This is a genomic window from Paenibacillus sp. FSL K6-1566 (genome assembly GCF_038050475.1).
GTDB classification, from domain to species: Bacteria; Bacillota; Bacilli; order Paenibacillales; family Paenibacillaceae; genus Paenibacillus_AQ; species Paenibacillus_AQ lactis.
Map to the genome: position 1 here is coordinate 5,331,415 of NZ_JBBOSR010000001.1, position 26,541 is coordinate 5,357,955.

At 51.7% G+C, this 26,541-nt stretch carries 22 protein-coding genes and 3 pseudogenes; 4 read left to right on the top strand and 21 right to left on the bottom strand.

The window, feature by feature from the left end; translation table 11 throughout:
* The first annotated feature begins 55 nt into the window (after positions 1–55).
* Positions 56–631 carry a CGNR zinc finger domain-containing protein gene (locus NST08_RS23720; protein ID WP_341342350.1) on the top strand — a complete coding sequence of 192 codons (576 nt, stop codon included), beginning with the start codon at positions 56–58 and terminating at the stop codon, positions 629–631.
* A 485-nt stretch (positions 632–1,116) separates the two neighbouring features.
* Here the strand turns inward: NST08_RS23720 and NST08_RS23725 are convergent, their stop codons facing one another.
* From NST08_RS23725 to NST08_RS23775, 11 genes are all read right to left on the bottom strand, one after another.
* Positions 1,117–3,309: a Tex family protein gene (locus NST08_RS23725; RefSeq protein WP_341342652.1), complete on the bottom strand. Its 2,193-nt coding sequence runs from the start codon at positions 3,307–3,309 to the stop codon at positions 1,117–1,119.
* A gap of 762 nt (positions 3,310–4,071) precedes the next feature.
* Positions 4,072–4,422, bottom strand: a complete 351-nt coding sequence (locus tag NST08_RS23730) for a type II toxin-antitoxin system PemK/MazF family toxin (RefSeq protein ID WP_006212388.1) — start codon at positions 4,420–4,422, stop codon at positions 4,072–4,074.
* A 3-nt stretch (positions 4,423–4,425) separates the two neighbouring features.
* Positions 4,426–4,707: a CopG family ribbon-helix-helix protein gene (locus tag NST08_RS23735; protein WP_028406492.1), complete on the bottom strand. Its 282-nt coding sequence runs from the start codon at positions 4,705–4,707 to the stop codon at positions 4,426–4,428.
* A 234-nt stretch (positions 4,708–4,941) separates the two neighbouring features.
* A complete protein-coding gene (gene alr / locus NST08_RS23740) occupies positions 4,942–6,129 on the bottom strand; it encodes an alanine racemase (protein WP_213613813.1) in 1,188 nt (395 codons plus the stop codon).
* 268 nt (positions 6,130–6,397) lie between these two features.
* Positions 6,398–7,510 (bottom strand): outer membrane lipoprotein-sorting protein, encoded by a 1,113-nt coding sequence (locus tag NST08_RS23745; RefSeq protein WP_007132379.1) that lies wholly within the window; start codon positions 7,508–7,510, stop codon positions 6,398–6,400.
* 231 nt (positions 7,511–7,741) lie between these two features.
* The gene (locus tag NST08_RS23750) at positions 7,742–8,386 is read right to left on the bottom strand and encodes an MFS transporter (protein WP_341342351.1); all 645 of its coding nucleotides are present in this window, start codon (positions 8,384–8,386) and stop codon (positions 7,742–7,744) included.
* 8 nt (positions 8,387–8,394) lie between these two features.
* On the bottom strand, positions 8,395–9,075 hold the full coding sequence (locus NST08_RS23755; protein WP_341342352.1) for an MFS transporter: 681 nt from the start codon (positions 9,073–9,075) through the stop codon (positions 8,395–8,397).
* A 54-nt stretch (positions 9,076–9,129) separates the two neighbouring features.
* Positions 9,130–9,636, bottom strand: a complete 507-nt coding sequence (locus NST08_RS23760; protein ID WP_007132377.1) for a winged helix-turn-helix domain-containing protein — start codon at positions 9,634–9,636, stop codon at positions 9,130–9,132.
* Positions 9,637–9,814: 178 nt separating this feature from the next.
* Positions 9,815–10,375: a GNAT family N-acetyltransferase gene (locus NST08_RS23765; protein ID WP_210094484.1), complete on the bottom strand. Its 561-nt coding sequence runs from the start codon at positions 10,373–10,375 to the stop codon at positions 9,815–9,817.
* A 33-nt stretch (positions 10,376–10,408) separates the two neighbouring features.
* Positions 10,409–11,752, bottom strand: coding sequence for an alpha/beta hydrolase (locus NST08_RS23770; protein WP_341342353.1), 1,344 nt, complete (start codon positions 11,750–11,752; stop codon positions 10,409–10,411).
* A gap of 489 nt (positions 11,753–12,241) precedes the next feature.
* Complete coding sequence (locus NST08_RS23775) at positions 12,242–12,811, bottom strand: GbsR/MarR family transcriptional regulator (protein ID WP_007132374.1); 570 nt, start codon at positions 12,809–12,811, stop codon at positions 12,242–12,244.
* 381 nt (positions 12,812–13,192) lie between these two features.
* Between NST08_RS23775 and NST08_RS23780 the strand changes: the two are divergent.
* From NST08_RS23780 to NST08_RS23790, 3 genes and pseudogenes are all read left to right on the top strand, one after another.
* Positions 13,193–14,399: pseudogene (locus tag NST08_RS23780) on the top strand (quaternary amine ABC transporter ATP-binding protein).
* Positions 14,392–15,214 (top strand): annotated as a pseudogene (locus NST08_RS23785) (ABC transporter permease); the annotation flags it as partial. The pseudogenes NST08_RS23780 and NST08_RS23785, both read left to right, overlap by 8 nt.
* A 12-nt stretch (positions 15,215–15,226) precedes the next feature.
* Positions 15,227–16,153 (top strand): glycine betaine ABC transporter substrate-binding protein, encoded by a 927-nt coding sequence (locus tag NST08_RS23790; protein WP_007132371.1) that lies wholly within the window; start codon positions 15,227–15,229, stop codon positions 16,151–16,153.
* A gap of 182 nt (positions 16,154–16,335) precedes the next feature.
* On the opposite strand, the gene NST08_RS29975 is transcribed toward NST08_RS23790, so the two are convergent.
* The 10 genes and pseudogenes from NST08_RS29975 to NST08_RS23835 all read right to left on the bottom strand — a co-directional run bounded on the left by NST08_RS29975 (position 16,336) and on the right by NST08_RS23835 (position 26,255).
* Positions 16,336–16,443: a hypothetical protein gene (locus tag NST08_RS29975; RefSeq protein WP_431786067.1), complete on the bottom strand. Its 108-nt coding sequence runs from the start codon at positions 16,441–16,443 to the stop codon at positions 16,336–16,338.
* Positions 16,444–16,523: 80 nt separating this feature from the next.
* A pseudogene (locus NST08_RS23795) lies at positions 16,524–17,195 on the bottom strand (IS3 family transposase); the annotation flags it as partial.
* A gap of 11 nt (positions 17,196–17,206) precedes the next feature.
* Positions 17,207–17,503, bottom strand: a complete 297-nt coding sequence (locus tag NST08_RS23800) for a transposase (protein WP_007129247.1) — start codon at positions 17,501–17,503, stop codon at positions 17,207–17,209.
* 504 nt (positions 17,504–18,007) lie between these two features.
* Positions 18,008–19,216 (bottom strand): IS4 family transposase, encoded by a 1,209-nt coding sequence (locus NST08_RS23805; RefSeq protein WP_251538007.1) that lies wholly within the window; start codon positions 19,214–19,216, stop codon positions 18,008–18,010.
* A gap of 631 nt (positions 19,217–19,847) precedes the next feature.
* Positions 19,848–20,579: a DUF6081 family protein gene (locus NST08_RS23810; protein WP_007132370.1), complete on the bottom strand. Its 732-nt coding sequence runs from the start codon at positions 20,577–20,579 to the stop codon at positions 19,848–19,850.
* A 31-nt stretch (positions 20,580–20,610) separates the two neighbouring features.
* Positions 20,611–21,537: a prenyltransferase gene (locus tag NST08_RS23815; RefSeq protein ID WP_341342354.1), complete on the bottom strand. Its 927-nt coding sequence runs from the start codon at positions 21,535–21,537 to the stop codon at positions 20,611–20,613.
* A 151-nt stretch (positions 21,538–21,688) separates the two neighbouring features.
* Positions 21,689–22,666 (bottom strand): LacI family DNA-binding transcriptional regulator, encoded by a 978-nt coding sequence (locus NST08_RS23820; protein ID WP_028405912.1) that lies wholly within the window; start codon positions 22,664–22,666, stop codon positions 21,689–21,691.
* Between the two features lie 304 nt (positions 22,667–22,970).
* Complete coding sequence (locus NST08_RS23825) at positions 22,971–23,435, bottom strand: phage tail protein (protein WP_341342355.1); 465 nt, start codon at positions 23,433–23,435, stop codon at positions 22,971–22,973.
* A gap of 275 nt (positions 23,436–23,710) precedes the next feature.
* On the bottom strand, positions 23,711–24,190 hold the full coding sequence (locus tag NST08_RS23830; RefSeq protein ID WP_040740150.1) for a GyrI-like domain-containing protein: 480 nt from the start codon (positions 24,188–24,190) through the stop codon (positions 23,711–23,713).
* A gap of 403 nt (positions 24,191–24,593) precedes the next feature.
* Positions 24,594–26,255: a hypothetical protein gene (locus NST08_RS23835; RefSeq protein WP_213617285.1), complete on the bottom strand. Its 1,662-nt coding sequence runs from the start codon at positions 26,253–26,255 to the stop codon at positions 24,594–24,596.
* Positions 26,256–26,541: the final 286 nt, after the last annotated feature.

Sequence of the window (26,541 nt, forward strand, 5' to 3'; positions counted from 1 at the left end):
CAAATCTCATGTTTGATTGTTACAATAGGAAGCAACCAAGAAAGGATGTATCACCATGCTATGGGATGATTTTTTGAATAGCGAGTGGCGCGACTGGCGGGGCAGCGGCCGCTCTGAGGATCGGCTGGAACGTAAGGATTGGGTAGAGGAGCTGATCCGCAATCACCGCCTCCGCGTGTCCGCGTTGCCGACCGCTCAAGAGATGGATAAGCTTCGATCGTTCCGCTCCTTTCTTCTGGGTGTTGTACGGTCCATCGCTACTGGAGGAGCCCTGCACGAGAGCCAGGTCAAGGAGCTGAACCGCTGGATGGAAGGCGGTCCGCTCGTCCGGCGGCTTCATGCCGGCATGGATGGGCGGATGGCGATCGGCTACAGGCCGCTCGAATCCGGATGGCAGGGCGCCATTGCCGAAATTGCAGGCTCCTTCGCCGTTACGCTGGCGGAAGGCGAAGCCTCCCGCATTCGGATCTGCACCAATCCGGACTGCCTGTGGGTCTATTACGACGATACCCGCAACCGCTCCAAGCGCTACTGTGACGAGAAGGCGTGCGGCAATCTGATGAAGGTTCGGCGTTACCGGGCGAAAAAGAAACAGAACGACTCGAGCGACAAGCAGGACGAGCCGAAGTAACTCGAAGCATAAGCTTAACCGGGACGCCGAGGGCACCCAGAACGGCAAGCACAAGCTTATCCGGAATACCAAGGCCGCCCAGAAACAGCTCGAAGCACAAAGCTTATCTGGAATACCGAGGCCACCAGAGCGACTTGAAGACAAGCTTATCCAGAGTACCGAGGCCACCCGGAACGACTCGAAGACAAACTTATCCGATGCACCGAGGCCATCCTTGCCGATTAATACTTATGCTGCGTAGGCACAAGTCAATGCTCTTTTGGCCTAGAATTCGCTGGATTATACTAGTTGTCCGCGTCTCCCCAAAGGCTTCCTATTTGGACTAATAAACCGAAAGACTGGCCGCCTGAGAACAACACATTACGATTTCGCCCCGATTTCGATTAGGCCTTGCCTTGAATCTACGCACCCCAAAAAAGAGGCGTATCCCCATAACAGGAGATACGCCTCTTGCCTCGACGTCAGTTCCATTTCCGCCGTATTAATTACTGATCCTTCGGCTTTCGCATCGTCAGTCCGACGCGGCCTTTCTTCAAATCCACATTCAGCACCCAGACCGTCACGTTGTCACCGACCGAAACGACATCCATCGGATGCTTGACATATCCATCGCTAAGCTGGGAAATATGAACGAGGCCGTCGCTCTTGATGCCGATATCGATAAAAGCGCCGAAATCGATCACGTTGCGAACCGTGCCTTGAAGCTCCATTCCCGGCACCAGGTCCTCGATCTTCAGCACATCGTGCCGGAAGATCGGCTGCGGCAGCTCCTCCCGCGGATCCCGTCCCGGACGCTGCAAGCTGTCCAGGATATCACGAAGGGTCGGCACCCCGACATCCAGCTTCACCGCGAGCTGTTCGGGCTGCTGGGCATCCAGCAGCTCGGCCAGCTCCTTGCTGCCGAGCTTGTCCAGCCCTACCTGGAGCTCCTGGAACAGCCGGTCCACCACCGGATACGATTCCGGATGGATCGGCGTCCGGTCCAGAATGTTCTCGCCGTCAGAAATTCGCATGAAGCCCACGCATTGCTCGAACGTCTTGGCTCCAAGGCGAGGCACCTTCTGCAGCTGCTTGCGGCTCACGAATTTCCCGTTCTCCTCGCGGTATTTCACGATATTCTTCGCAATCGTGGCATTGATGCCCGATACATAAGAGAGCAGCGAAGGGGAGGCCGTATTCACGTCCACGCCGACATGGTTAACCGCCGACTCGACGACCGCCTTCAAGCTTTCCTCCAGATGCTTCTGCGTCACGTCATGCTGATACTGCCCGACGCCGATCGATTTCGGATCGATCTTCACCAGCTCGGCCAGCGGGTCCTGAACCCGTCTTGCAATCGAAGCCGCGCTGCGTTCCGCCACATCCAGATCCGGGAATTCCTCCTGCGCCAGCTTGGAGGCGGAATAGACGCTGGCTCCGGCCTCGTTCACGATCAGGTAAGCAAGCTCAGGATCTCCGATGTCTGCGATCACGTCTTCGGCGACGAACTGCTCCGTCTCGCGTGAAGCTGTACCGTTGCCGATGACGATGAGCTTAATGCCATACTTGGCAATCAGCTCCTTGAATTTCGCGGCAGCCTCCCGCTTCTTGTTGTTCGGCGGCGTCGGATACGTAACCGCCACCTCCAGCAGCTTGCCGGTCTCGTCAACGACGGCCAGCTTGCAGCCCGTCCGGTAGGCCGGATCGACGCCCAGCACGCAGCGCCCCTTCACCGGCGGTTGCAGCAGCAGGCTGCGCAGGTTGCCGGCGAAGATCGAGATGGCCTGGTTCTCCCCCTTCTCGGTGAGCTCCCCGCGCACCTCGCGCTCGATCGACGGCGCGATCAGGCGCTTGTAGGAATCCTCTATGACGGCCGTTAAGATATCGGCGACAACAGATGTGCCCTTCAGCACCTGCTTGCCGATATAAGCATGAATGGACTCATATGGAACCTCGAGCCCGACCTTTAGTATATTCTCACGCTCTCCCCGATTAATGGCCAGAATCCGATGCGGCGGCATTTTCTTCGCCAATTCCCGGTAGCTGTAATAATTCTCGTACACCGATTCCGCTTCCGCATCCTTGGCTTCCGAGGTCAGAATGCCGTGGTCCAAGCTGAAGCGCCGTACCCAGGCGCGAATCTTGGCATCGTCCGCAATGTTTTCGGCCAAAATATCCATGGCGCCTTGAAGCGCCTCCTCCGGAGAAGCCACTCCTTTTTCCTCGTTGACATATTTTGCAGCCTCGGCCAGGGCATCGCCCTGCTTCGGCTGGGACCAGATCCATTCCGATAACGGCTCAAGGCCTTTCTCCTTCGCCACGCTGGCCCGGGTCTTGCGCTTTTGCTTATAAGGGCGATACAGATCTTCTACTTCCTGAAGCTTGACGGCGGCTGTAATCGATGCCTTCAGCTCTTCGGTCAGCTTGCCCTGCTCCTCAATAATGCGAATAACTTCCCGCTTTCGGACCTCGAGATTGCGCAAATAGCCTGTCCGTTCCTCGATGCTGCGCAATTGGTTCTCATCCAGCTCGCCCGTCATTTCCTTACGGTATCGCGCAATAAACGGTATCGTATTGCCTTCATCCAGAAGCTCTACGGTCGTACGCACCTGTTTCTCGGACAATTGCAGCTCCCTGGAGATCTGCTTAATGATCCGTTTCAGCTCTTCTTTTCGAATTTGTTCCTCATTCGCTTCCATTACGGCTTCCAAATCAGACAATGATATCCCTCTTTCTTTCTTCAACGTAACTTGTACAGCTATTATCCCAAATCTCCGCTGGCATTTCCACCTTACGTCCGTAAAGCAGGCAGCTTTAAGCTTCGTTTCATGTCTTTTTCATCTGTTTTTAAGATTCGCTTTATAATCTATAAATACCTTAACGATCAATTAGCATTTGAGGCAGCTTTAGCGGGCAGATCTTCCGATCGCTGCCAAGGCTAAGGGTATACCCCGTGCTCATGAAGCGTCGTCCGGGTCATGCTTGAAATAATCCAGAGGGCGGCAGGACTCCCCCGCCATATACCGGACTCGCCCAACTTCAACCACATGTAGGAGGACATCACGATGAAGATCAACGAAGCATGGACATGGTCCTTAATATGCCTGTTGTTTATTGCAGCCGCTGTTACCACCGCCTATTTTCTCATACCGGCGCCCGGGGCATAATCTTTAAGCCTTGCCCTGCCAAAAGCCATGAGCTGTAACCTCTAAGCCTCACCCAGCCAAAAGCCATGAGCTGTATGTCTTTTGCTCCTGCTAAGGGGTCTGACCTGCGCCCGGCATCGCGCTCCTGCTCCTGGCTTGTCTCTGTCGCCGGGGCCCTCAACAACGACACGTCATGAACGATACATATGCTGTACCCGGTTACTCAACGCGCCGCAAAAAACCTCAAGGACACTCTCCTTGAGGTTTTTTGCACATACCTATATGATCTAAACGCATATATACTTGTTCGGTTCGCTAGAAATCGATCAAGCCCAGACTGATCTGCAAGGAATCATCCACCTTGCTCATCATTTCGTCGTCAAGATGGGTGATTTTATCGGTTAGCCGCTGCTTGTCAATCGTACGAATCTGCTCTAGCAAGATAACGGAATCCCGGTCAAATCCATGCGACGCCGCGTCGATTTCGACATGGGTCGGCAGCTTGGCTTTTTGAATTTGTGCCGTAATGGCTGCAACAATTACCGTCGGACTAAACCGGTTGCCGATATCGTTCTGAATGACAAGGACCGGCCTTACGCCTCCCTGCTCCGAACCGACAACGGGTGATAAATCCGCAAAAAATACGTCGCCCCGTTTAACGATCACTGTCTACACCCCGCTTACTAAGCGGTCTAGAGTGTTGTCTGCATCTTCCTCCGCGTGAAACGCCTCGGAAGCCATGGTTAGGTTAATCTTGGCCATTTCCATATAACCCCGTTGCATGGATTCGCGAATATATCGCTTCTTCCGTTCATTCAGGTACAACTTCATGGCTTGCCTAATAAGCTCACTGCGGTTGGAATTCTCCAGCTGCGCGATCCCGTCCACTTCCTGCAAAAGATGATCCGGTAAACTGATCATGATTCGTTTGGTGTTCTGCATATTGGCCACCTTCTATTACACCCCCACAACCTTCTCGCCCTGTGCACCAGTATTACATTATTCAAGGAAATTTATACAAAAGAATATATATGCCGAAGGTATATCATGTATGCTGCATATCATTATAAACTACAATCGACACATTCGTACAGACTTTAGCGACATATTCATCATTCGCCAAAGACCGTCCAGATTCCTCCTGCTGTCTTCCTTGATTTAAAATACACATGCGGCGTCTTTTATTCAAGGGGTGGTCCAAAGCGGGTTCAGCGTCTTTACGGGTATATCATCCCGTATATACCGGCGCGGCACCCGATGGGCAATCATGCAGACGACTTCATAGTGGATCGTTCCCAGCTTGGCAGCCAGCTCATCTGCCGTAATGCACTCGCCAGACTGCTGGCCGATGAGTACAACCTCTTCACCAGCTTGAATTTGTGCCGACTCTTCGGCAAATGGTTTGAGCGATACCATGCATTGGTCCATACAGATATTTCCGACAACAGGGACGCGGCGGCCGCGTATCAGCACCTCTGCCTTGCCGCTCAGCATCCGGGAAAAGCCGTCTGCGTAGCCGATCGGAAGCGTACCGATCGTCTCCGTTTGCTCGGTGACATATTTCGAGCCATAGCTGATTCCGGAATGCGGAGGGAGATTTTTGACAAAGACCAGCCTGGTCTTTAACGTCATGACAGGGTGAAGGCTCACCGCTCTTCGATTCACTTCCTCCGAGGGATACAGTCCATACAAGCTGATGCCGACACGCACCATATTGTAGGACAGCTCGGGTGTATCGATGGCGGCGGCGCTATTACCCGTATGTATGATCGGGATATGTCTGCCTCTATCCCGCAGCGTGTCCGCTACGCCCTTGAAACGGCGGTACTGTTCCAATGTATAGTCTTTGTTGTTTTCATCTGCTCTTGCAAAATGGGTAAACATTCCTTCGACAATGACCTGCGGCAGCGAGAACGCCTCTTCGATAAACGCAAGGGCATGCTCGCCGGGAAGCAGGCCCAGACGACCCATCCCGCTGTCGATCTTGATGTGTACCTTCAGCGGCTTATCCGGCTCCGCAGGCAGCGCTTGGATCGCTTGGAGCACTTCCGTGCTGAACAGGGTGATCGTTACGTCATGCCGGCGCGCAACCTCCACGCCTTCCGGCGGTGTATAGCCGAGCACGAGGATCGGCAGCGTGATCCCGGCTTGACGCAGCTCGAGCGCCTCATCGAGAAACGCAACGCTCAAGTAGTCCGCACCCAGCTGCTGAAGCTCGCGCGCCACCTCCACGGCCCCGTGTCCGTACGCATTCGCCTTCACGCATGCAAGCAGCAGCATGTCTGTAGGCAGCGCTTCACGAAAGGCGTTGTAGTTGGCACGCAGATGATCCAAGTTGATGTCCGCCAGGGTAGGTCGATATATCGCTTGCAATTCCAGTCACCTTCTTACCATTTTGAAAAAGCTGTAGGCTAATAATAGATTAATGGTAATGTTCCCGAAGGCAACTGTCAATTGACACCTCCTGCCCATTTTTCGTCCATGGCTGGTACCATGAAACGCATAGCATGGAGATCCCTTGGTAAATCAGCAGCAAAACATATCGCAGCCTGCCTCAAAGGTCCTTTATTTGGAAAAAGAGGCGAATGGCCTCATTGTCGGAATGTTCCTTCCGCCAAGCTTGGTATCCGCCTTCATCGTATTATTTACCCGATTGTCCCTGCATGGAAGCAGCGATTTTCTTCATCTCCTCGACGGGGAGATTGGCGCTCGTCAGTCTATATTCGACCCCATCCGTGCTCCAAGTCAGCGTTCGCTGCTGGTCGCCGGTCAGCAGTCCAACCGTCGTAAAGTCAATGTACACCGCTTCGCCCGGCACAAGCGATACGACACGGTCCTTCGGTCTGGATTCCATAATCGTGTACTGGTATACCCCGTCATATTTCAGAATCACCGCATGGTCTTCGCTATTCGGCACTTCCATCGTATCCTTTTCCGTTACACCGGCAGGCACATATTCCGGATAGACGATGCCGAAGGACCCCATGTCTTTGCCCGTGGCCGTCTCCGTCAATCCTTCAGGTGCATTCGCATTGCCGTTCTCGGTACCGGAAGCGATCGGGAGCCCGTTCTCATCCACTTCGGCCAGCATGCCTTGGGTTTCGCCCATCGCGGAGAGGTTCCGGCTCGTGTCAAAGGATTCCTTCGTCAAGTTCGTATCGAACGTGAAGTTATTGAATTTCACTTCAACGACTACGTTCGCTTCCGAATCGGAAACTTGAACCTGCTTCGGCGAATAATTGTCCTTCGCAAGCCAGATCTTCTGCCGGATCAGCGAATGACTGTGATAATTCGCCGCGACGTCAAATACATAGCTGTCCTTATCCTCGGCAAACTGGCGGGTGTTATCGTTCAGGATGCTGCTGAGCAGCGTCTGATACAGATATACCTGCCCTTGGTTATCCGGCCAATCGCTCTTGAAGCGGAAGCTTTTGTTCAAGCTTGGCGTCAGAATAAATACGCCGTCATCGTTGCGGAGCACGATTTGCTTAATGTCCTTCTCCCCGTTGGCCAAGCTGATCCGATAATAAGATGGAGACTGGTACCATACCTCAACTTGATACTCCTGCGGCGTCGTACCGGTATGTATGGTCATGACGCCCGCTCCCTGGTAAGCGCCCTTTGCACTTTCCAGCTTATCTGCCACCTTGTTCAGATCCTTCACAACGCTGTCCGCATTTTTCTTCCCGCATCCCGCCAGTATCGTTGCCATGCATAATACGACAGCGAGCAGCACCCATGAAATCCGGCGCATGTCATCATCCCCTTCAATACATGTTTTGACTTGATTGATACATGTCTATGAGGGACTTGTTCACATTATGCAGACTAGCCTGACAAGCATGAATGCGCGCCTTTTGCTTTTTCGTGAATCCAATCCGTAAATTGCGGATGCTCCGGTATATGCGTAAAAGAGGCAATATGCATGAGCCCGACACATTGCCTCCTCCGAGAATCGGTCTGGAAGACCGGAAATACAGTTTCATCATGCTTCCGTTGATACAATACCGGCCGGGGATTTCTTTGCTGCCGGCGCGAAGCTGCTCTCATCCATATCATTCGGAGCCGGCAGACCCCGCGTTACCGGATCGAAGATCCAGTACAGACCGACAAGCAGCACGACCAGACCGGAGCCGGCAATGATCGAGGAGCTGGCAAGAATCATGCCTAAGCTTCCGCCGATCAGGCTGCCGAGCGGCATTGCAATCCCGCTTAATCCGTTGGCAGCCGCAAAGACCGTCCCCATATTTTTCTCAGGAATCGACTTCTGGATGACCGTATTGATGATGACGTTCGTAATGCCGCCAGGAAACCAGGCCAGGCCGTAAATCAGAACCACCATCCAAGTCCAAGGCGTCAGTACGCTCAAGCACCAAAGGGCTCCCGCCACACAGAAAGCCATCGCGTAAATCATCCCGAGGCGGTATTTCTCCAGCTTCAAATACGGAGCCGCCAGCGCCCCCAGCAGGCTTCCGCATGCTTGCGCCATAAGAAGAATGCCGTAGACGCCGGGGCCGCCGAGACTGTCGGCAAAGGCCGGCATGACCGTAAAGGTTGCGCCTCCGACGGCGTTGATGGCAATGACGCCGAACAGAATCCGCGCCAGCGGTGTCCCTATGAAGAATCGCATTCCTGCTTTCATATCCTCGATGTATAAACGGAAGGCGTTTTTCCGTTTGATTGGCGATGAACCGTCCTTAGGATTTTCTTATCTCCATTCGTTTGTGCGTTGTTAGATGAAGTTAAACTTGATGCCTTGATGCGAAGCTGGGCAAACAGAAGCGCCCCGATGAAAAAACCGACCGAATTCCACACGTACAGCGATACGGCGCCTAGCAGAATGATGAGCCCGCCCGAAACGGCGTTGCACGCAACGTCAATGCCTTGGTAAGCCAGAGTAAACAATGAATTGCCCTGCGTCAGCTGCTTCTTGTCAATGATTCTTGGCAGTGCCGACATTTGAGCCGGATACACCCACATATTGAGCGTCGACATGATTGGCGTAATGGTCAGCACCAGCCCCACCGTCAGAAAATCGAAATAATAGGCAGCAGGCACGATGAGCAGCAATCCGGCCTGGATGAGCTGCGTGTAAACCAGGATTCCGCGCAGTGGAAAGCGGTCGATGAGCGGTCCTGAGAAAATCTGGATGACCCGGGGCAGAATGGATAGAAACCCGGCCAGACCCGTGTAGAGCGTCGAGCCTCCCAAATCGTAAACGAGCCACATGGCGGCAACAGCGTATAAGCTGTCGCCGATATTCGTCAAGATGCGGCCGATAAAGAGGAGCAGGAAGTTGCGGTTCTTAAAAATTTCCATCGTTTTAACACTCCATTTCAGTTCGTTTTTTGGGGAGGCTCGGAAGCAAGCTCCTTATTTCTTAGACGCCTCTTCGGTAGAGACTAAATTGACGCCGATCGCATACTCCTTGGAATCGTCTTTGGCGGCGATGGTTTTCTTGACCCATTTTTCTAGCAGCGATCTAAAATCCTTCGCCAGCTCTTCCCGCTCCTCTTCCGTCAGCTGCAGCCGCAACTGGATCTTCGTGCTGGAAACCGCATTGTAATCATCGGCCAGCGCCGGATCCAGCGATTGCGGGCCTGTCGTGTTAAACCATTTGGCCTTGGATTTGTAGTATTTCTCAACAATCCCCCCAACCGTACGGGTCTCTACCAGATCGATCAGGCCTCCATCGTACAGCTTCTGGATATGGTAGTGGATGCTTCCCGGGGATTCGCCCAGCTCATCGGCTACTTGCTTGGCGGTTTTCGGCGTATCGGTCAAGCTCCCGATGATCTTGACTCGCTGTGAGCTCCCGAGCAGCTTCGCCTGTTCCACCGTAATGTCGAACATGCCCTGTTGATTTTGATTCGAATCCATATGAATCACTCCGTTCCAATAATTATTATTCATTCCAATTACATAATTCGATCTGTTTTAGTCGTTTGTTCTAATCTTTCTATTCATTCTAATTTTTTAGATCGTCTTGGATTAATAATAAACCACCTATTACCAATTGTAAATAGGCGGTTTAAAAATAATTTTCTTGGATTACTTTTTACAAGAGCTTGACCATATGACGGTACACATGTCCGTTAATCATGATTTCTTTATCGGTGGCGTAGCCCCTTCTTTCATATAGAGCATAGGCCCGGTCATTCCCGTGTACGACAGCGAGCGCGATTTTACGATATTGCAGCTCCCTTGCCCGCTCCTCCATATAGCTGATTAATGCAGAACCTATGCCTTGCCCGCCGAATGCCGGGGATACGGACAATGTATCGATATAATACTCGTCGACATCGGCTTCCTTATCCAGCGTCAATGTATCGTCATGCTTGAGACGGCGCAAACGCTCGATGATCGGGCGGTCCAGTTCCGGCGCTTGGTCACCTCCGTAGGCCACGATAATTCCGGCTGCTTTGCCTTCGATCTCTTTTACAGCCGCCTGCTTATGGCTAAGCCTGCCCTCATGCTCCCGGAAAAACTGCTCCAGAACACGGACAGCCCCTTCCTTGCTTTCTTCCCCTGTCAACTGGTGCGCAATGTCGTGCAGGGCGTCGTATAGCAGTTTTGATGCAGCTGCTGCATCCTCCGGTCTTGCCGATCTAATCGTCATGATGTTATAACCTCCGATTTTGTTCCAATAATTCTATATCTCCCAACCTTCTACCTCATAATACAGCTCCTGATCGGAAGACGCCACAAACGACCGCCGCGTGATTCCCGAATCCGGCTTCAGCCGCTCATGTCGGCCGAACCCATGCGATACCTTGAACGTAAAAGTAAGACCGTGAGGGATCATCGCGCTCCCCTTGTAGAGCCCGTCTCCCGCCGGCTTGACCTCAATCCCCGCATACAGCGAAGGATAGGTCGGCGTTGATGCCGGGACCTTTACCGTGACCGTTACGTTAACCCGTTCCGGCAAAGCGTCGACAATGGTGATTTCCTTGTCCGCCGTACAGTTCCCATATTGGACGATCACCCGCGTCGTTCCGGGCGATTTGGCGATCAGCGTGCCGTCGGGCTTGACTTCAAGGAGCTGTGGGTCAAGAACCGTATATGTCGCTCGCATGACGGTCTGCATGAAACCGCTCGTATACGTCACCACCGGATTGATCCGCTTGTCGGGACCCTTCACCCCCACGATCTCGCCCCCGCAAATCTCGAGAGCTTCAAGCTTCCCGATTCGTCCGAAGAAGTACAGCAGCGGGGCGTGGGCTCTTGCCGCCCAATCGCTCTGGCTATGACCAGCACCCGGATGCAGGTACAGCATAAGGTCTTCTCCGGGCACAAACCCGTCGGCGACCAGCCGTTCGGCTTCTTCTCTGGCGTACTTCTCCATGAACGTCCCTTCGGCTCCGCCCATATCCAGCCACACCCGAAGCTTCGGATGCGTTCCGTATCTGTGGTAAAACGGAATTTCGCGAAGCTCGCCCTTTTCATCGAAATCGGCCTTAACGAAGTAAGGCGACATTACCGCAATGTGACCGAACACATCCGGACGTCTAAAGCCGATATTGTAGGTGACGATTCCGCCTGCAGAGGAGCCCATCATCGCCGTATGCTCGGGACCGGTCAGCGTTCTGAAGGTTCTGTTGATGTACGGCATCACTTCATCAATGACAAACGCCTCATACCGATCGCCATCAAAAGGCGGTTTGAATGCAAGGTGCATGTTCGGATGCTCGTGAAAATACTCGTTCAGCCTCTGATCCGGCACGGTCGCGATGCCAACGATCAAGATCCCGTCCATCCGTCCTTCGGCGACAAGCCGGTCTGCGGTAACATGCATGTCCCAGGATTCCCCCGACGCATCCGCGGAGAAGACGTGCTGTCCGTCATGCATATAGAGTACGGCGTAACGACGCTCCGTATTCTCGTGATAGTCGGGTGGAAGATAGACGAACAAGCTGCGGGTGTTGCCCAAGATTTCGGATGGAAAATGCGGAATTTCCACCAATCTTTCATCATGCCTGGATTTCAAATGTACCATATGTACCCCCTCCCTCAATGTTCTTGGGGAACAAGGGTGAAGCTTTGACGCGCGATGCCGGATCTATGATGCCGGCCCCCTCCCCGTCCCTAACCCAACAAAAAAAGGCACAACCCGGTGAACAGGTTGTACCTTGTTAGGTAAGCATTGCCTTACTCGTATTATAAAAGAGGTTGTTCAAAAAGTCATCTTTTGATCACGAAGGGAGTCAAGAAGTAACTCGGCATCGAATCTTGAATTCAGCCGGGCCTAAGCTTATGCTTTCGAAGTATGTTTCCTACGGAAACATTTCAGGTGCTCACGTACCCAAAACAGCAGATGCTTTCGCCAAGACGTTTTCTGTAAAACGTGTAGCTCCGCTCCTCAGTCCCTACCTTCATCCAACCTAAAGCGTTTTGAAAAAAAAACGCACTTCGGAAGCATGCACCTCGGTGCTGAAAATCCGACTTTTTGAACTCGCACTATAAGGAATTTCAGCTGCTTACAAGATCAGGAACCGCCCTCCGGCGGCTCTTTCGGAACATATTTAAAAATATCTCCGTCAACAAAGGCGTCGATCAACCGCTCCAGCCACCGGTAATAAGCCACGGCTTCACGCATCTTGGTCCGATCGGCCTCAAGCACAGCCACCATAACCGGATCATCCTCATATTCTTTGAGGAGCTTCTCGGTTTCTTGCAATGCCTTGCGGAGGACCAGGATGTTACTCTCCACCGATTTCCTCCACTTAATGTCGAAAAAGTCCACAAAAGTCTGATACCAATCATATTCCACTTCATAGAGGTCTTTGCGGGAGCCCTTCTCCCACACCTTGTTGACCATCTTATTATCGAGCAAGGTTCGCACGCCGGTGCTCATGCTGGTCTTGCTCATCTTCATTTCCTGTCCCATCTCATCCAGGTTCATCGGTTTATCGGCAAAATACAACAGACCATACAAATGACCTGTTGAGAGCGGTATGCCGTACAAGTCCATATTTCGTCCAATATTTTCAATGACACGCTTACGAATCTTTTGCACAGCAGCCTGCCGTTCCTCATCCAACTGGTACAAGCTCATGCTTGCAGCCTCCTCTTTCTGTAACCATCCAAGAAGTCATGCCATACAACAAAACTGATTGGACTCGAGTTGTAGTGTGAACGATCTGGAGCGAATCTAAACAAACCCAATCCACACACATTCTCTCGTCTATTGTAGGGAAAGCTATTTTAAAAGTAAAGAACAGCGATGACTAAGCATAAGGGAGCATACGAAAGGATTTGGGAGGATAACTTTGTACAGTTTTTACTGTACGTACTTTACGTACGGATATAACGTTTGATACTTTACGTATCGATTGTTACAATGATGCACATGGGTTTACGAGACGGCAGTGACGGATCGGGGTTGCATTAAGGTTAATACGAACGCGTCTCTACACATTAAAAGGAGGAGTCACTCTTGGCTATTCTGCAAGTGAAGAATGTCAGCAAGTTGTTCGGCCCTGGTGCCGAGCAAGGGCTTCAGCTGCTGGAGCAAGGCTGGTCCAAAGCGCGAATTGCAAAAGAGAAAAATATAACGGTTGGCGTGAACCGTGTCAGCTTTGATATTCAGGAAGGCGAAATCTTCGTCATCATGGGTCTGTCCGGCAGCGGCAAGTCCACACTAGTACGTTTGCTAAATCGGTTGATTGAACCGACTTCAGGAGAAATTCTGATCCATGGCAAGGACCTGAGAAAAATGAATAAGGAACAGCTGCGCGAGGTACGCCGCAAGACGATCAGCATGGTGTTCCAGAAGTTCGCATTGTTCCCGCACCGTACGGTGCTCGACAATGTTGAGTACGGCCTGGAAATTCAGAAGGTCAATAAATCCAAACGGCGCGAAGCCGCCATGAAGGCGCTGGAGCTTGTAGGGCTCAAGGGCTGGGAGGACAAAATGCCGGATGAGCTCAGCGGCGGCATGCAGCAGCGTGTCGGGCTGGCCCGGGCGCTTGCCAACGATCCCGAAATTCTGCTCATGGATGAGGCGTTCAGCGCGCTCGACCCGCTGATCCGCCGGGATATGCAGGATGAGCTCATCGAGCTTCAGGACAAAATGAAAAAAACGATCGTGTTCATTACCCACGACCTGGATGAGGCGCTCCGCATCGGAGACCGCATCGCCCTGATGAAAGACGGCGCGGTCGTGCAGATCGGAACGCCTGAGGAAATTCTGACACAGCCGGCCAACGAACGATTACGTTGAGCGGTTCGTGGAGGACGTCGATCTGTCGAAGGTACTGACGGCGTCGCATGTTATGCGCCGGCCCGAAGCGATTACGCTGGACCGCGGTCCGCGTGTTGCGCTGGAGCTGATGCGCGAGCGCGGCATCTCGAACCTGTTCGTGATTGACCGCGCCAAGAAGCTGCTCGGGGTCATCACCGCCGAGGAAGCTTCCGATGCGATGAAGAACCATCGCAAGCTGGAGGATATTTTGATAACGGACGGTCCTAGAGTCGGCCCGGACACCCTGCTCAACGAGCTGTTCGAAATTACCAGCATGTCCAAAGTACCGCTTGCCGTTGTGGATGACAATGGCCGCCTGATGGGCGTTATCGTCCGCGGGGCCGTGCTTGGCGCGTTGGCCGGGGAATCCAAGAATGAGGGGGTGACGCAAGATGCCTAAGATTCCTCTCGCAAGCTGGATCGATTCCTTGGTGGAGTGGATGGGAGATACGTTCTCGGGCTTTTTCAATGCGATCTCCTTCATTATTGAAGGAATTGTCGAGTTTTTTACAGATGTGTTCATGCTGCCCCATCCGTATCTGTTCATCGTCATCTTGGCCGTCCTCGCGTATTTGCTTGGCCGCTTGCCGCTGACGCTGTTCACGGTCATCGGGTTTCTCATTATCGAGAACCTCGGGTATTGGCCGCAAACGATGAGCACGCTCAGCCTGGTCATCACGGCAGGCTTGATCTCCATCGTGCTCGGGGTGCCGCTCGGCATTTGGGCAGCCTACAGCAAAACCGCATCCAGGATCATCATTCCGATTCTGGACTTCATGCAGACCATGCCCGCTTTCGTTTATCTGCTGCCTGCGGTTACGTTCTTTAGCCTCGGGGTCGTTCCGGGCGTTATCGCTTCCGTCATCTTTGCGATTCCGCCAACGATTCGTCTGACGCGGCTGGGGATTATGCAGGTATCCGGCGAGCTCACCGAAGCTGCGGATGCATTCGGTTCGACTTCCGGACAGAAGCTGTTCAAGGTCCAGCTTCCGCTGGCTATGCCGACCTTAATGGCCGGGATTAACCAGACGATCATGCTGTGCTTGTCGATGGTTGTTATCGCTTCGATGATCGGTGCCCAAGGCATCGGCGCCGAGGTCTACCGTGCAGTAACCCAGCTGCAGATCGGTAAAGGGTTTGAGGCGGGTCTGGCTGTCGTCATCCTGGCGATTGTCCTGGACCGCTTTACACAAAATATATTTAAAACGAAAAAGAGGGGTGCTTAACTTGAAGAACAAGAAATGGTGGTTGATGCTTAGCTTGGCAGCTGTCCTCCTTCTGTCCGCATGCGGACAGGGCGGCAATGGCGGCACGAACGGAGCCCAGGGCGGCGAAGGCGCAAACGGCGGAGCCGCCGGCTCGATCGGCGAGCAGGTAAACCATGAAATCATCGGTATTGATCCAGGCGCAGGTATTATGAAAGCCACGGCTGCCGCGATTGAGGAGTACGGCTTGACGGATTGGAAGCTGATCGAAGGCTCCGGTGCAGCAATGACAGCTACGCTTGATAAGGCGATCAAGAAGAAAGAACCGATCATCATTACCGGCTGGACGCCGCACTGGATGTTCTCCAAGTATGATCTGAAGTATCTTGAAGATCCGAAGAAGGTTTATGGTGAAGCCGAAGAAATTCACACGGTTGTTCGTAAAGGCCTGAAAGAGGATCAGCCGGAGGCTTATCAGTTCCTGAGCAACTTCAAATGGACCTCGGACGATATGGGTCAAATCATGACCGCCATCCAGGAAGGACAGAATCCGGAAGCTGCCGCTAAGGAATGGATGGAAGCCAATAGCGAAAAAGTGAACGAATGGACGCAAGGCGTTCAGCCCGTTGACGGCAAAAGCTTTAAATTCAGCTATGTTGCTTGGGACTCCGAAATCGCCAGCACCAATCTGCTGAAGGTCATTATGGAAGAGAAGCTCGGCTTTAAGGTCGAAGCGCTTCAAGTCGAAGCCGGCCCAATGTGGACCGGGGTCGCCAACGGCGACGTTGACGCTACGGTTGCCGCATGGCTCCCGCTGACGCATGCCGACTACTGGGATAAGTTCAAGGATCAGGTCGAAGACCTTGGCGCTAACATGGAAGGCGTTAAAACCGGCCTCGTCGTTCCATCGTATGTCGACGTGAACTCGATTGAAGATCTGAAGAAGTAAAGATTGAACCTACACGAAAGCCACCCTTTGCGGGTGGCTTTTTTGGGCTATAGGGGGATGTATGGGCAGGACGGGGAGTCCGGGGGCAAGTCCGTTTTGGGGACTTGTTCGCCTGAGGGCGGCGATTGGGCGGGGCCCAAATCCCTTATTGCTCTTCTGTCAAGAAAGTAGACACCTCTAAGCTAAGCTATGCACTCGTAATAGCACTGCTCAAAACGCACCGGGGACATATACCCAATCGTACTGTTAGAACGTTTTCGGTTGTAAAAAAATTCAAGGTACCGGTACAGCTTCTGCCCGGCTTCCTCTTTGTTTTAAACTTAGGTTTGCTGTAAATGAATTCTCGTTTCAGGATACTGTGAAACGCTTCAATACAGGCGTTGTCGTAGCAGTTTCCTTTGCGGCTCATGCTGGGCTTCATGTTAAATTGCTTCAACTGTTCACGGTACTCTTTAGCGGCATATTGCGAACCGCGGTCGGAATGGTGAATCAATCCCTTCGGTGGCTTCTTCGCAGCATACGCCATCTTTAGGGCATCGAGGGTAAGGTCTGTGGTCATCCGATCGCTTAGCTTCCAACCGACGATTTGTTTGGTGTACAGATCCAGGATGCTCGCAAGATAGAGTTTCCCTTGGCGGCAGGGGATGTACGTGATGTCAGCGACCCACTTTTCGTTGGGCTTTGTGGCTTTGAAATTTTGTTCCAATACGTTAGGGGCAATCGGGAGATCATGTTTGGAATCGGTCGTAACCACTCGGAACTTACTGGCCATGCATGAACGAAGGCCATGTTCGCGTAGAATGAGGCCCACCGTACGTTCCGATACCGTCCATCCTTCCTTCACCAGCTCGTTTCGTATTCGGGGACTGCCGTAGGTTTCATCGGAGTCATAGAAGTGCCATTTCACGCGTTCAGTCAGCGTTGCCTTACGTTTTTCCCGTTCAGAAGCTTCAGAGGTACGCCATTTGTAATAACCGCTCCGAGACACGTGAAAGAGAACGCACATCTTCTCCAATCGAAACTCGGAGCGATGATCTTCGATAAACTGGAACCTTAGTTCTTTTCTTTGCTGAAGATGTGCATGGCCTTTTTTAGAATCGCAATTTCTTCTCTCAAATCATCAATTTCGCGTTTTTGGTCTTCGATAAGTTGGGTTTGCTGACGTAAGGTTTCCCCATGATTGACAGGCTCGTGCTCGAATGCTCGATACTTTTTGACCCAGTTACGTAATGTGCCTGGATTAATGTTCAACTCATCGGCGATCTGCTCCAGCGTCTTCGACTGTTCTTGCACGTACTTTACGGTTTCACGCTTAAATGTCTCGTTATAATGCTGCCTGTTACCACTCATATTTTTGACACCCTTTCGTCTGCTTTGTTTCATTATCGTTTTATCACTAAGGGGTGTCCACTTTTTATTCTAGCTGCATATCGGGAACTGTTGGCTCGTTGGCGTTGCTTTAGCGCAACACAAGTCCCTTTTCGGGACCTGTTGGCTCGTTGGCGCCACTTTAGCGCAGCACAAGTCCCTTTTTGGGACCTGTTGGCTCGTTGGCGCCGCTTTAGCGCAGCACAAGTCCCTTTTCGGGACCTGTTGGCTCGTTGGCGCCGCTTTAGCGCAGCACAAGTCCTTTTTCGGGACTTGTTTGCTCGTTGGCGCCACTTTAGCGCAGCACAAGTCCCTTTTCGGCATGAGCGTTGCATAAATCTTTACATCTGCAAGCACTTGGATGAAATCTGAATAAGAACAATTAATTTACAGTTGTTTTTTCGAGAATTACACTAAAAGATCCAACACTTCTTAAATGTAGCTACGTTTTCCCATAAAATGTATTTTGTGCGAGATTTTCGTTTCCTAAGTCACTTTGCTTGTTTTAAAAATGCCAATGCTCGTTCGTAATTCAGGTACCTTCCTTGGTGCACCGCGTGGCTTTCCAGAAGTTGTTCGCGTAGGTGCTCGAAACAGAGCGTTCAAGAACTGGGACCACGGATGATACATGTGAATTCGAAACAATTCAAGGACACGCCAAACGCTTTTCTTGGTTTCTAGACGTAGCTGCATATACTGTGCCAGCACGTAAGCGATCAGCGCAAGGTAAATCTGGTTCCATATCGCTTGCGGCTTATAGCTGTGCAGTTTTTTCAGGCGCAGATGCTGCTTTATCCATTTAAAGAAAAGTTCAATAAGCCATCGGCATTTGTAGATATGAGCTACTTCTTCGGCCTTTATGTCCTGTCGAGAGGTAAGTAGGCGATAAAAGCGCCTCTGCTCATCATAAAACTCTACGAGCCGGACCCGTTCCTTCATCTTGCGCCAACCGCTACCTACGTTCACAAGAGCATCTCGTGTGATCGGACTTCCCGGAGGGATTTCTCGTTCCTCCACAACATGGATTGAGGTGCGATCTCTCATTCGCATGACAAATTGAATGCCGCGCTCCATCCAGTTATCCATGTTTTTGTAGCTATCATAACCACGGTCCATGACATAAGTTGCCGCCTGCTCGGTGACCAGTTCGACCGCCCCGGCTCGGTCGCCTACGTTTAAAGTCGATGGGATGACAGCGTCCGGATATACCACTTCGGGTGAAGCGGCTACGAGCCGCACATGCAGCTTTACCCCACTGGAGGTATGCGAAACTCTGGCCCAATCCCCAAGTACCAAGGGGAGTGTGATTTTCGACGAATCAATGAGTGCCAGAGGTCCAATGGTTGAAGAAATGCCCTGCTGGTGAGCCGTCAGCTTCTGGACACGGGCAACGCTATGGAGAAAAAGCATGTGCAAGATTTCCGTCGGGATTTCGCTGAGTTTCCGTGACAATTGGGCTGCGCTGATGCTGGGCAGATCAAGGATGGACCGAATTTCAGAGTGTGCATAAATTTGTTCTTCCATCTCGATATAGCTTTGCCAATGGTTGAACTGAGCCAGAATGAAAATGAGAATGCTTTTGTTGATGGTGAGCTTCTTGGCGTAGCGATCGGCATGAAGGAGTCGATCGTGTACATCCAAAGGCAGTAAAGAAAGCAGTTGACGAACGACAGTGTTTTGGGTTACGTTATCCATGGTTGGACTCCTTTTTAGAGGTCGTGGACAACGTGCTACGTCTTCTAAATTAGGAGCCTTTTTTTGTTTTGTCCATGAAAAAGATACAGGTAGTTACAGAAATAGTAACTTCAGCAAAAGTTGTGATAGGTTTTATGCAACGCTCATGCCTTTTTGGGACCTGTTGGCTCGTTGGCGCCACTTTAGCGCAGCATAAGTCCCTTTTCGGGACTTGTTTGTCCATAGACACCGCTTGGGCGGGGCACAAATCCCTTATCGGGACCTGTTGGCTCGTTCGCTTGGGGGCGGCCATAACGCTCAAGTAGATGCCATCGTCGACGCGGGAGAAATGCACATGTTCGAGCCTCTACTCTCCCGCGCTACTCAAGCAAACTAGTCTACTCCCAGACACCAATGCTATCCAACCAAACTAATCTACTCCCAGCTCCCGTGCCACCCAAACGAACCAATCTACTTCCAACCTCCATGCTACTCAAACAACCAATCTCCCCCTTGCTCCCGCGCTACCCAAGCAAACCAATCCACTCCCTGCCCCCAGTACTATCCGAGCAAACCACTCCCCCCTCCCCTTAAGACGCAAACGAGCCGCGCTCTAACGTGAGCGCGACTCGCTTTTTTACATGGATAGCAGCTATTCCTTGATGGTTACCGTTACCGGGGAATACTCGGCAATGACGGTTTGACCATGAACCGAGACGCTGCCCTGCGGCGTCAGATCCTTCTCCGTCATGATGCCAAGCGCAATCGTGAACTTGTTGAATTTGATCGGAATATTGTTCTCCCGGCGGACCTCCTGTCCGTTCACGTAGAATACCGCCTCGTCCTCACTGCGGTTATAGGTGATTGTGTACGTGTTGAATTCCTGCGGCTTGAAGTGTGTATCTTCCTCTTTAAAAATGCAGAAGAAGCGGGTTTTATCCGATTCCGGCACCTGAACGCCAGGGAAAGGCAGCACCGCATACACGCTCGCATACTTATCGTTCGAAGCGAAGAAGTCGAGCGCCGCTCCGGTTGAGAAATCCAGCAGATTCAAAGATACGTAACCGTCGTACAAATCACCGGGAACGGTGCCCTGCGTACGGGCACGGATCTGAAGCTCAAAGGTCACTTCGCCCGATTCCGGCACTTCAACCTCTTCCACGGAATAATACATATGCTTGGCATTGTCGAGAATCTGAATCTGATTATGCTGGCGGCTCAGCGGTGCGCGCACATACAGGATGCCGTTGCGCACGATAACGACAGCGTCGGGCTCCCGGTACTCCCAGAAGGAACCGTCCGGCAGCGGAAAGCCGCCGATCTTCCAAACCTTGCCCTCCGACAGGATGGTATGAAAATCACCAAAAACACGTTGTTGTTCCATCTAAGGTCTCCTTCTTTCTCACAAAAATAGGTTAGAATGCCTGGATTATGCCTTGGACGAGCAGCGACAGGATCAACACGCCGCCGCAGCGCATCGTTGTCATCGTTGACGCGCCCATCAGCGGCAAGTAAGCTTCGGAACGATTGCTATCCTTCAGTCTTCCATACACAAGATACAATGGAATAACGGTCAGCAGAGCAATAATCGCATAAGGTGGAAGAGCTCCCGCTAGGACGCAGGCAACCAGGGACAGACAGGCCAGCAGCAGCAGCGCCCGTGAGAACGTCAACGCCCGCTTTTCCCCCCATACGACCACAAGGGTTCTTTTTCCGGCCTGACGATCCGCCTGCCAATGCAGGAAGTGATGGTTGAACAAAATCAACGTCGTGAGCAGCCCGATCGGCAGCGACAACAGCAGGGCCCGAAGATCCATGCTTGACGTCTGGACATAGAATGCTCCCATAACAGGCAAAATACCGAAGGACAACAGGATCGCAATTTCGCTGTAGCCCTTGCCCCGGTATCCGAACCGAACGGGCGGCGCCACGTAAAAATAAGCGATGAGTCCGCCAAGCGCGCTGAACAGAAGCGCCCACCAGCCGCTGATCAAGCTCAGAATAATCCCGCATAACGCGGCAATTCCGAACAGCGTCCAGGTAACGCTCTCGAATTTGCGGATGGACCAGATGCCTTTGGTTAGAAAACCTGAATTCGTGGAGATCGCATCGACGTCCTCCTGGGCTTCCGTATCGGTCCCGTTCTTATAGTCCCACAAATCGTTCACCATATTGGAGAACAAATGGGCGGCCCCGCTTCCGATCAAGGTCAATAAAAAAAGCCCGATATGGAAACGACCTGTCCAAACATAAGCGCCAAGCGCCCCCAAAGCAACCGGTATGAGCATGACCGGAATGACTTGGATACGCGAAGCTTTTTTAAACTGATTCAGGACATCCACTGGCGTAGGCTCCTTTCTCTCATAAAACAGAATAGAACGCCTGCAACTCGCTTGCAGACGTTAATCGATGTTGTGAAACAAAGCACTTGTACATTAAGGATATCACAATTGTCGAACTTTGTAATCTATTTGTAAGAACTTGGCTAAGCTCCTATACGGACGAGCGCTCAATCAATTCGAACGGCAACTCCTTGCGCACCGGGTCTTTCCGTTCTCCCTGAATATGGGCATACACGATTTTGAAAGCCTCTGAACCCATATCGAGCAGTCGGTTATCGATCGTCGTGAGCCCCAGCATTTTGCCGATGGGTTGATTGTCGAATCCGATGACCGCAAGCTCCTGCGGGATGGATATGTCCCGCTTCTCCGCTTCGTAGATCAAGCCGGCCGCCACATGGTCCCCCGTCACGAGCAGGGCGCTTGGCCGTTCTTTCATATCCATAAGCCGGTTCATGATTGCCGCACCATCCTCAAGATCAATGCAGCCATCCAAAATCCATTCCTCACGGTAAGGCTCTCCGATTTCCTTCAGCACTTCCTCATAGGCTGTTTTGCGTGCTCTCGTGCTGGGGCTGTCCAGCCTTCCTACCGTAAATCCGATTCTGCGGTGCCCCCGGTCAATCAGATAATGCATGGCACGCCGGAAAGCCTCCGCATGATTAATATATATAGAAGAAAATAATCGCTCCCCCGCATCCAGACAGCAAACAATCGGGCCATATGGACAGTAGGCTTCGATCTGCTCCGGGGTAACGGCGGACGATAGAATAATGATCCCGTCAATTTCCCGGTTTCGCAGCATCTCCAGCACTTCCAATTCTTTGTCCTGCGCATATCCCGTCTGACAAAGGATAAGCCGGTAGCTTGCCGCCAGCGCTTCTTGCCCGGCTCCCTCCATCAGCAAGGAAAAATACGCATGGTTAATGAACGGCAGCATAATGGCGATATTCATCGTTCTGCCCGTAATGAGGTGAACGGCGTTCATATTGCGCGCATACTTCAGCTGCTTCATCGTCGCCAGGACCCGCGCTCGCTTTTCCTCGCGAACATAGGGATGATTATTGAGCACCCGGGATACCGTGGATACCGACACGCCCGCAAGCTTTGCGATTTCTTTGATATTGGCCATGCTCTTTCCCTCCCTCGATTCTAGCCAGCAGTCTATCTATCCTCGATACTATCATGATCCGGCAGTTGATTCAAAAGAGAGCATGAACCCCAATAGATACTTAAAACCAAAAGCCGCAATTTATGCGGCTTTCAATGTCTACATATTCTTTGTCTTTTATGCTCTTTGACTATATGTTCTTTGACTGTATGTTCTTTGTCGTCCGACAACAAATTCATCATCATTTATGTCGTTCACGGAGTTTTCGTTTCCCTTTGAGTTTCGATATACATGGAAGTGCTTGTCGAAAAGAAATTCTACTTCCTTAATACTCTCCTTTTATTACGAAAAACGAGCCCCGAATAGTTCCGGCTAATTTGGACTTCTGTCTGGCAAACTTAAACTTCCCTTCTAACTCCTGCGGCACCTCCATCCCCTCAGAAAGCTTAAAGCCAACGGCCCGCTTCTTAGGATCATCCACCGTATACATGACATTGACCCCTAGACCATCCTCGTAAAAAACGTAGGCAAATTGGATATTCTCCACCTGGAAACGCGACGTTTCTAAAGGTTTGGCCGCAAACTCAATATCGCGTTCTTCTTTCAAAATTCGGTTTACATAATCGAGCGTCTCCTGGCTTTCGCTGGCGGGTACAACCGTAAATTCATGCTTATATTTGTTCATAAAGTAACGGGCTTCGTTCGCTCGTAAACCAGCCAGCGCTTCGGCCACGGGCGAAGATTCTAACCCGGCTGTGGATACGTTTTTAAAATCAACGATATGGGACATGTTCATCACTCCTAAAAGTTTTGTGAGCGTTACTTCTTCGAATTACTTCGAGCAAAACTCGCATCGGAAGCATCAACTTAGTTTTGTGAGCGTTACTTCCTCGAGCCTACTTCGAGCAAAACTCGCATCGGAAGCATCAACTTAGTTTTGTGAGCGTTACTTCCTCGAGCCTACTTCGAACAAAACTCGCATCGAAAGCGTAGACTTAGTTTTGTGTGGGGTACTTCTTCGAACTACTTCGAGCAAAACTCGCTTCGGAAGCATCGCGAGTCTCTTTATTTTCTTACGACCGGAATCCACACTTCACCAAATACGAGACCGTTTCGCTGCCCCATCTCCACCGTTGCGTTGGGCCCGCCGACATAGGCAAAATCCTGTGCTTCCGGCAGCACCTGTCCAAAAGCAATGCCTGTAAGCACTTGACTCAACTCCTCAGCCGTCTGCGCTTCTCCTTTTACAACGAGGTATTCCCCTTTAGGAAACTGGATGACTCTGGTCGCTTCCGGTAACGATGCCTCGGTCATCACGCCAGCGTAATACATCATCTTGTTATTCACCGCTTCGTTTACGGCAAAAATATAGTCATTTGCGGCCACGGCCTTTAATGTGTCAAGTCTTCCATCTTGTTTCACGGCTTTCCAAAAGTCCGCCTTCTCCTTGTTTATGCCGGCATAGTCGGTGTAGTCGCTTTGAAGCTCCGTTCCGATTCCTAATACGATAAAGCTGTCTTTTTCCTCAATACTGTAATTTGCCATATTCAATCCCTTCCTCTTCTTTAAATTGTGATTCCTATGTTTTATTACTTGATGGGTTAATCATAACTTTAAATCATGTCAAAAAATGATACCGTTTAAATGAGCCATGAAAAAAACGGATCGGATGGGGAGTATCGGCTTTATATCCACACTCCGACGATCTAGGCTGTCAATGAATCGGCTACGTACAAGTACTTGTCAATTTCGGCAAAGGATATAACTACTTGTCATTACAGTTACAACAATAAATTAATATACTTCGATTAAAAAGACATCGAATGCGGCTAGCAACAAAGTAACGCCGATTGAAGACTCAGAGAGTCCGCAACCGGCGCATCTGCTCAACATTTCCTATACTTTAAAGGACGGGTTAACTCGCCAGTCCCTCTTTTCTGTTCGATAACTACACAGAATACGGTTCAAACGTACATTCCGCCCCGTTGATCATTCTCGCCGAGCTGCCTGAACCCCTATGCTTCAGAAATAGTCGGTCTTCCGTCGTCCATCCTGTATACGCCACCTCAAGCCCGCCGTCTGTCTTGAATTCCGGCCTCTGCCCGGACATTTGCCGTGCGAACGCCGCCAGCTGTCCGATCCCTCTGTTCTCCGCTTCCCGAACGGACACCGCCTCTATGGCGAGAGCAATTCCGTCGCCACGGCAAACAATCTGTTGATATCCGGACTGCTCCCGAATGTCATAAGCCGTCCCCGGGCTTAAATGTATGGCAAAATAAACCTCATCTACCTTGCCGTACAAAGCTTCGGCCTCGTACATCCAATTCCCTTCCGGCAGAACGCCGACGACTTCTTCGCCACCGGCAACGGCCAGTTCAGGCAGCGGATATAGCGCCAGCACCACATTTTTGTGATACAGCACCTCCATCCACTCGCTTTGGTGACGAGGATCGCTTCCCGAAGGATCGTATCCCTCCCCCGGATGGAAAAAATACAGCTGATTCGCCTTCCCGCCTAAACGGACAGGCAGGCTGAACATCCAGCGCAGCTGCTCGTTGTCGAACTCCCGGACCCGCTCCCACAATCCGCCCGCCGCAAAATCCTCCGTCACATAAGCATAGGAGTGCAGCTTCCGCATCTCGCCGTCAACCGATTTCATCAGCACCTTGCGCACTTCCGCCGGTTCGCTTCGATGCAGGGCAAGGTGCCGGGCAGCTTCCGGAGCTTCGTGGAATAGAAAACCGGCATATTCCGTGCGCGGCATTTCCTCCGGAAGGCTAAAATCACCGAATTGGACATAATCGTGAAGCACATTGGCATCCCGCGGAGCATCATGCGGCCATCCCCTGGAGTGGGCTCCTACCCACGCCCCTTTTAGGTAATAAGACGCGCGAAGGCTCCACAGCTCATCCAACAGTTCATGAAGCTTCTGCTTCACTTCCGGTTCCTCCGCCAATTCCAGCGCACAGGTGAACGCCTGTGTCCAATGCCAAAACCACGGCAGGCACCCATACTCAGCCATACCCTCCCGGCGGAGCAGAGTCAGGGTATCCCTAAGGCTTTGTTTTCCGTCCTCCAGGAGCTCCTTATCCCCAAACCGCTGGCCGAATATTAGCTTGGCCGCCGTATACTTCGCCTCATGATGGTTGCACACCGTGAGCGGCTTGCGAAAAAAACCTCCGCGATAGATGTGTTCCAGCGCGGCCTCAAACTCCCTCGCCAGGCCCTCGTTCATCCCGCTTTCAAACTTGTGATGGAAAAAAACCATCAAGCTCCCCATCAATTCCACCGGCAGCACGTGCGGACTCGCCGCCTCCGGCTTCGGTTCCAGGTTCAGCGGCCAGTGTCCGTACATCGGACTCTTCGCATCCCGGTCCTGCAGCCGCAGCACACGACCCAAAACCTCCTCTGCCAGCCGCTTACCCTCCTGCCGGTTGAACTGCGGGTCATGCTCCAGGTCTAACGAAGCTGCAAACAAATAGGAGGCATAATAGAAGTTGTCTCGCACATCCCCATGAAACCACAGTCCGCTGGATTGCAGGGGCAGCCTCCATGCTTGTTCCGCAACATTCCAAACAATCCGGTTCATTCTTCCATGATAATCGTTCATCGTCTTCTCCTTCCCAATCCGGTGATAAAGCCGCTTCCCTACCCTAATGTAAGATAAAAACGAACAAAAAGAAACCAATTTGAACACATATAAACCTATTAAAGAGCCTCAAGTCCATACAAGCTTGAAAATACATTCAGGACCGGTTCCCGAGCAGCCCCGCATTCGTCCGGCCATTATCTTAAGCCGTGCTGTCAACCCTTTCATTGCTTGATAGGCACCGGACCCTATTTTAGGGCATATACAGCAAAAGCCCGGCCAGAGAGCCTCTCTGCCCGGGTCGTTG

Excerpts from the sequence above, each read along its gene's own strand:
- NST08_RS23720 (WP_341342350.1), top strand. The coding sequence starts at position 56 with ATGCTATGGGATGATTTTTTGAATAGCGAGTGGCGCGACTGGCGGGGC.
- NST08_RS23725 (WP_341342652.1), bottom strand. The coding sequence starts at position 3,309 with ATGGAAGCGAATGAGGAACAAATTCGAAAAGAAGAGCTGAAACGGATC.
- NST08_RS23745 (WP_007132379.1), bottom strand. The coding sequence starts at position 7,510 with ATGCGCCGGATTTCATGGGTGCTGCTCGCTGTCGTATTATGCATGGCA.
- NST08_RS23750 (WP_341342351.1), bottom strand. The coding sequence starts at position 8,386 with ATGCGATTCTTCATAGGGACACCGCTGGCGCGGATTCTGTTCGGCGTC.
- NST08_RS23755 (WP_341342352.1), bottom strand. The coding sequence starts at position 9,075 with ATGGAAATTTTTAAGAACCGCAACTTCCTGCTCCTCTTTATCGGCCGC.
- NST08_RS23760 (WP_007132377.1), bottom strand. The coding sequence starts at position 9,636 with ATGGATTCGAATCAAAATCAACAGGGCATGTTCGACATTACGGTGGAA.
- NST08_RS23765 (WP_210094484.1), bottom strand. The coding sequence starts at position 10,375 with ATGACGATTAGATCGGCAAGACCGGAGGATGCAGCAGCTGCATCAAAA.
- NST08_RS23770 (WP_341342353.1), bottom strand. The coding sequence starts at position 11,752 with ATGGTACATTTGAAATCCAGGCATGATGAAAGATTGGTGGAAATTCCG.
- NST08_RS23775 (WP_007132374.1), bottom strand. The coding sequence starts at position 12,811 with ATGAGCTTGTACCAGTTGGATGAGGAACGGCAGGCTGCTGTGCAAAAG.
- NST08_RS23800 (WP_007129247.1), bottom strand. The coding sequence starts at position 17,503 with ATGAGTGGTAACAGGCAGCATTATAACGAGACATTTAAGCGTGAAACC.
- NST08_RS23805 (WP_251538007.1), bottom strand. The coding sequence starts at position 19,216 with ATGGATAACGTAACCCAAAACACTGTCGTTCGTCAACTGCTTTCTTTA.
- NST08_RS23810 (WP_007132370.1), bottom strand. The coding sequence starts at position 20,579 with ATGGAACAACAACGTGTTTTTGGTGATTTTCATACCATCCTGTCGGAG.
- NST08_RS23820 (WP_028405912.1), bottom strand. The coding sequence starts at position 22,666 with ATGGCCAATATCAAAGAAATCGCAAAGCTTGCGGGCGTGTCGGTATCC.
- NST08_RS23825 (WP_341342355.1), bottom strand. The coding sequence starts at position 23,435 with ATGTCCCATATCGTTGATTTTAAAAACGTATCCACAGCCGGGTTAGAA.
- NST08_RS23830 (WP_040740150.1), bottom strand. The coding sequence starts at position 24,190 with ATGGCAAATTACAGTATTGAGGAAAAAGACAGCTTTATCGTATTAGGA.
- NST08_RS23835 (WP_213617285.1), bottom strand. The coding sequence starts at position 26,255 with ATGAACGATTATCATGGAAGAATGAACCGGATTGTTTGGAATGTTGCG.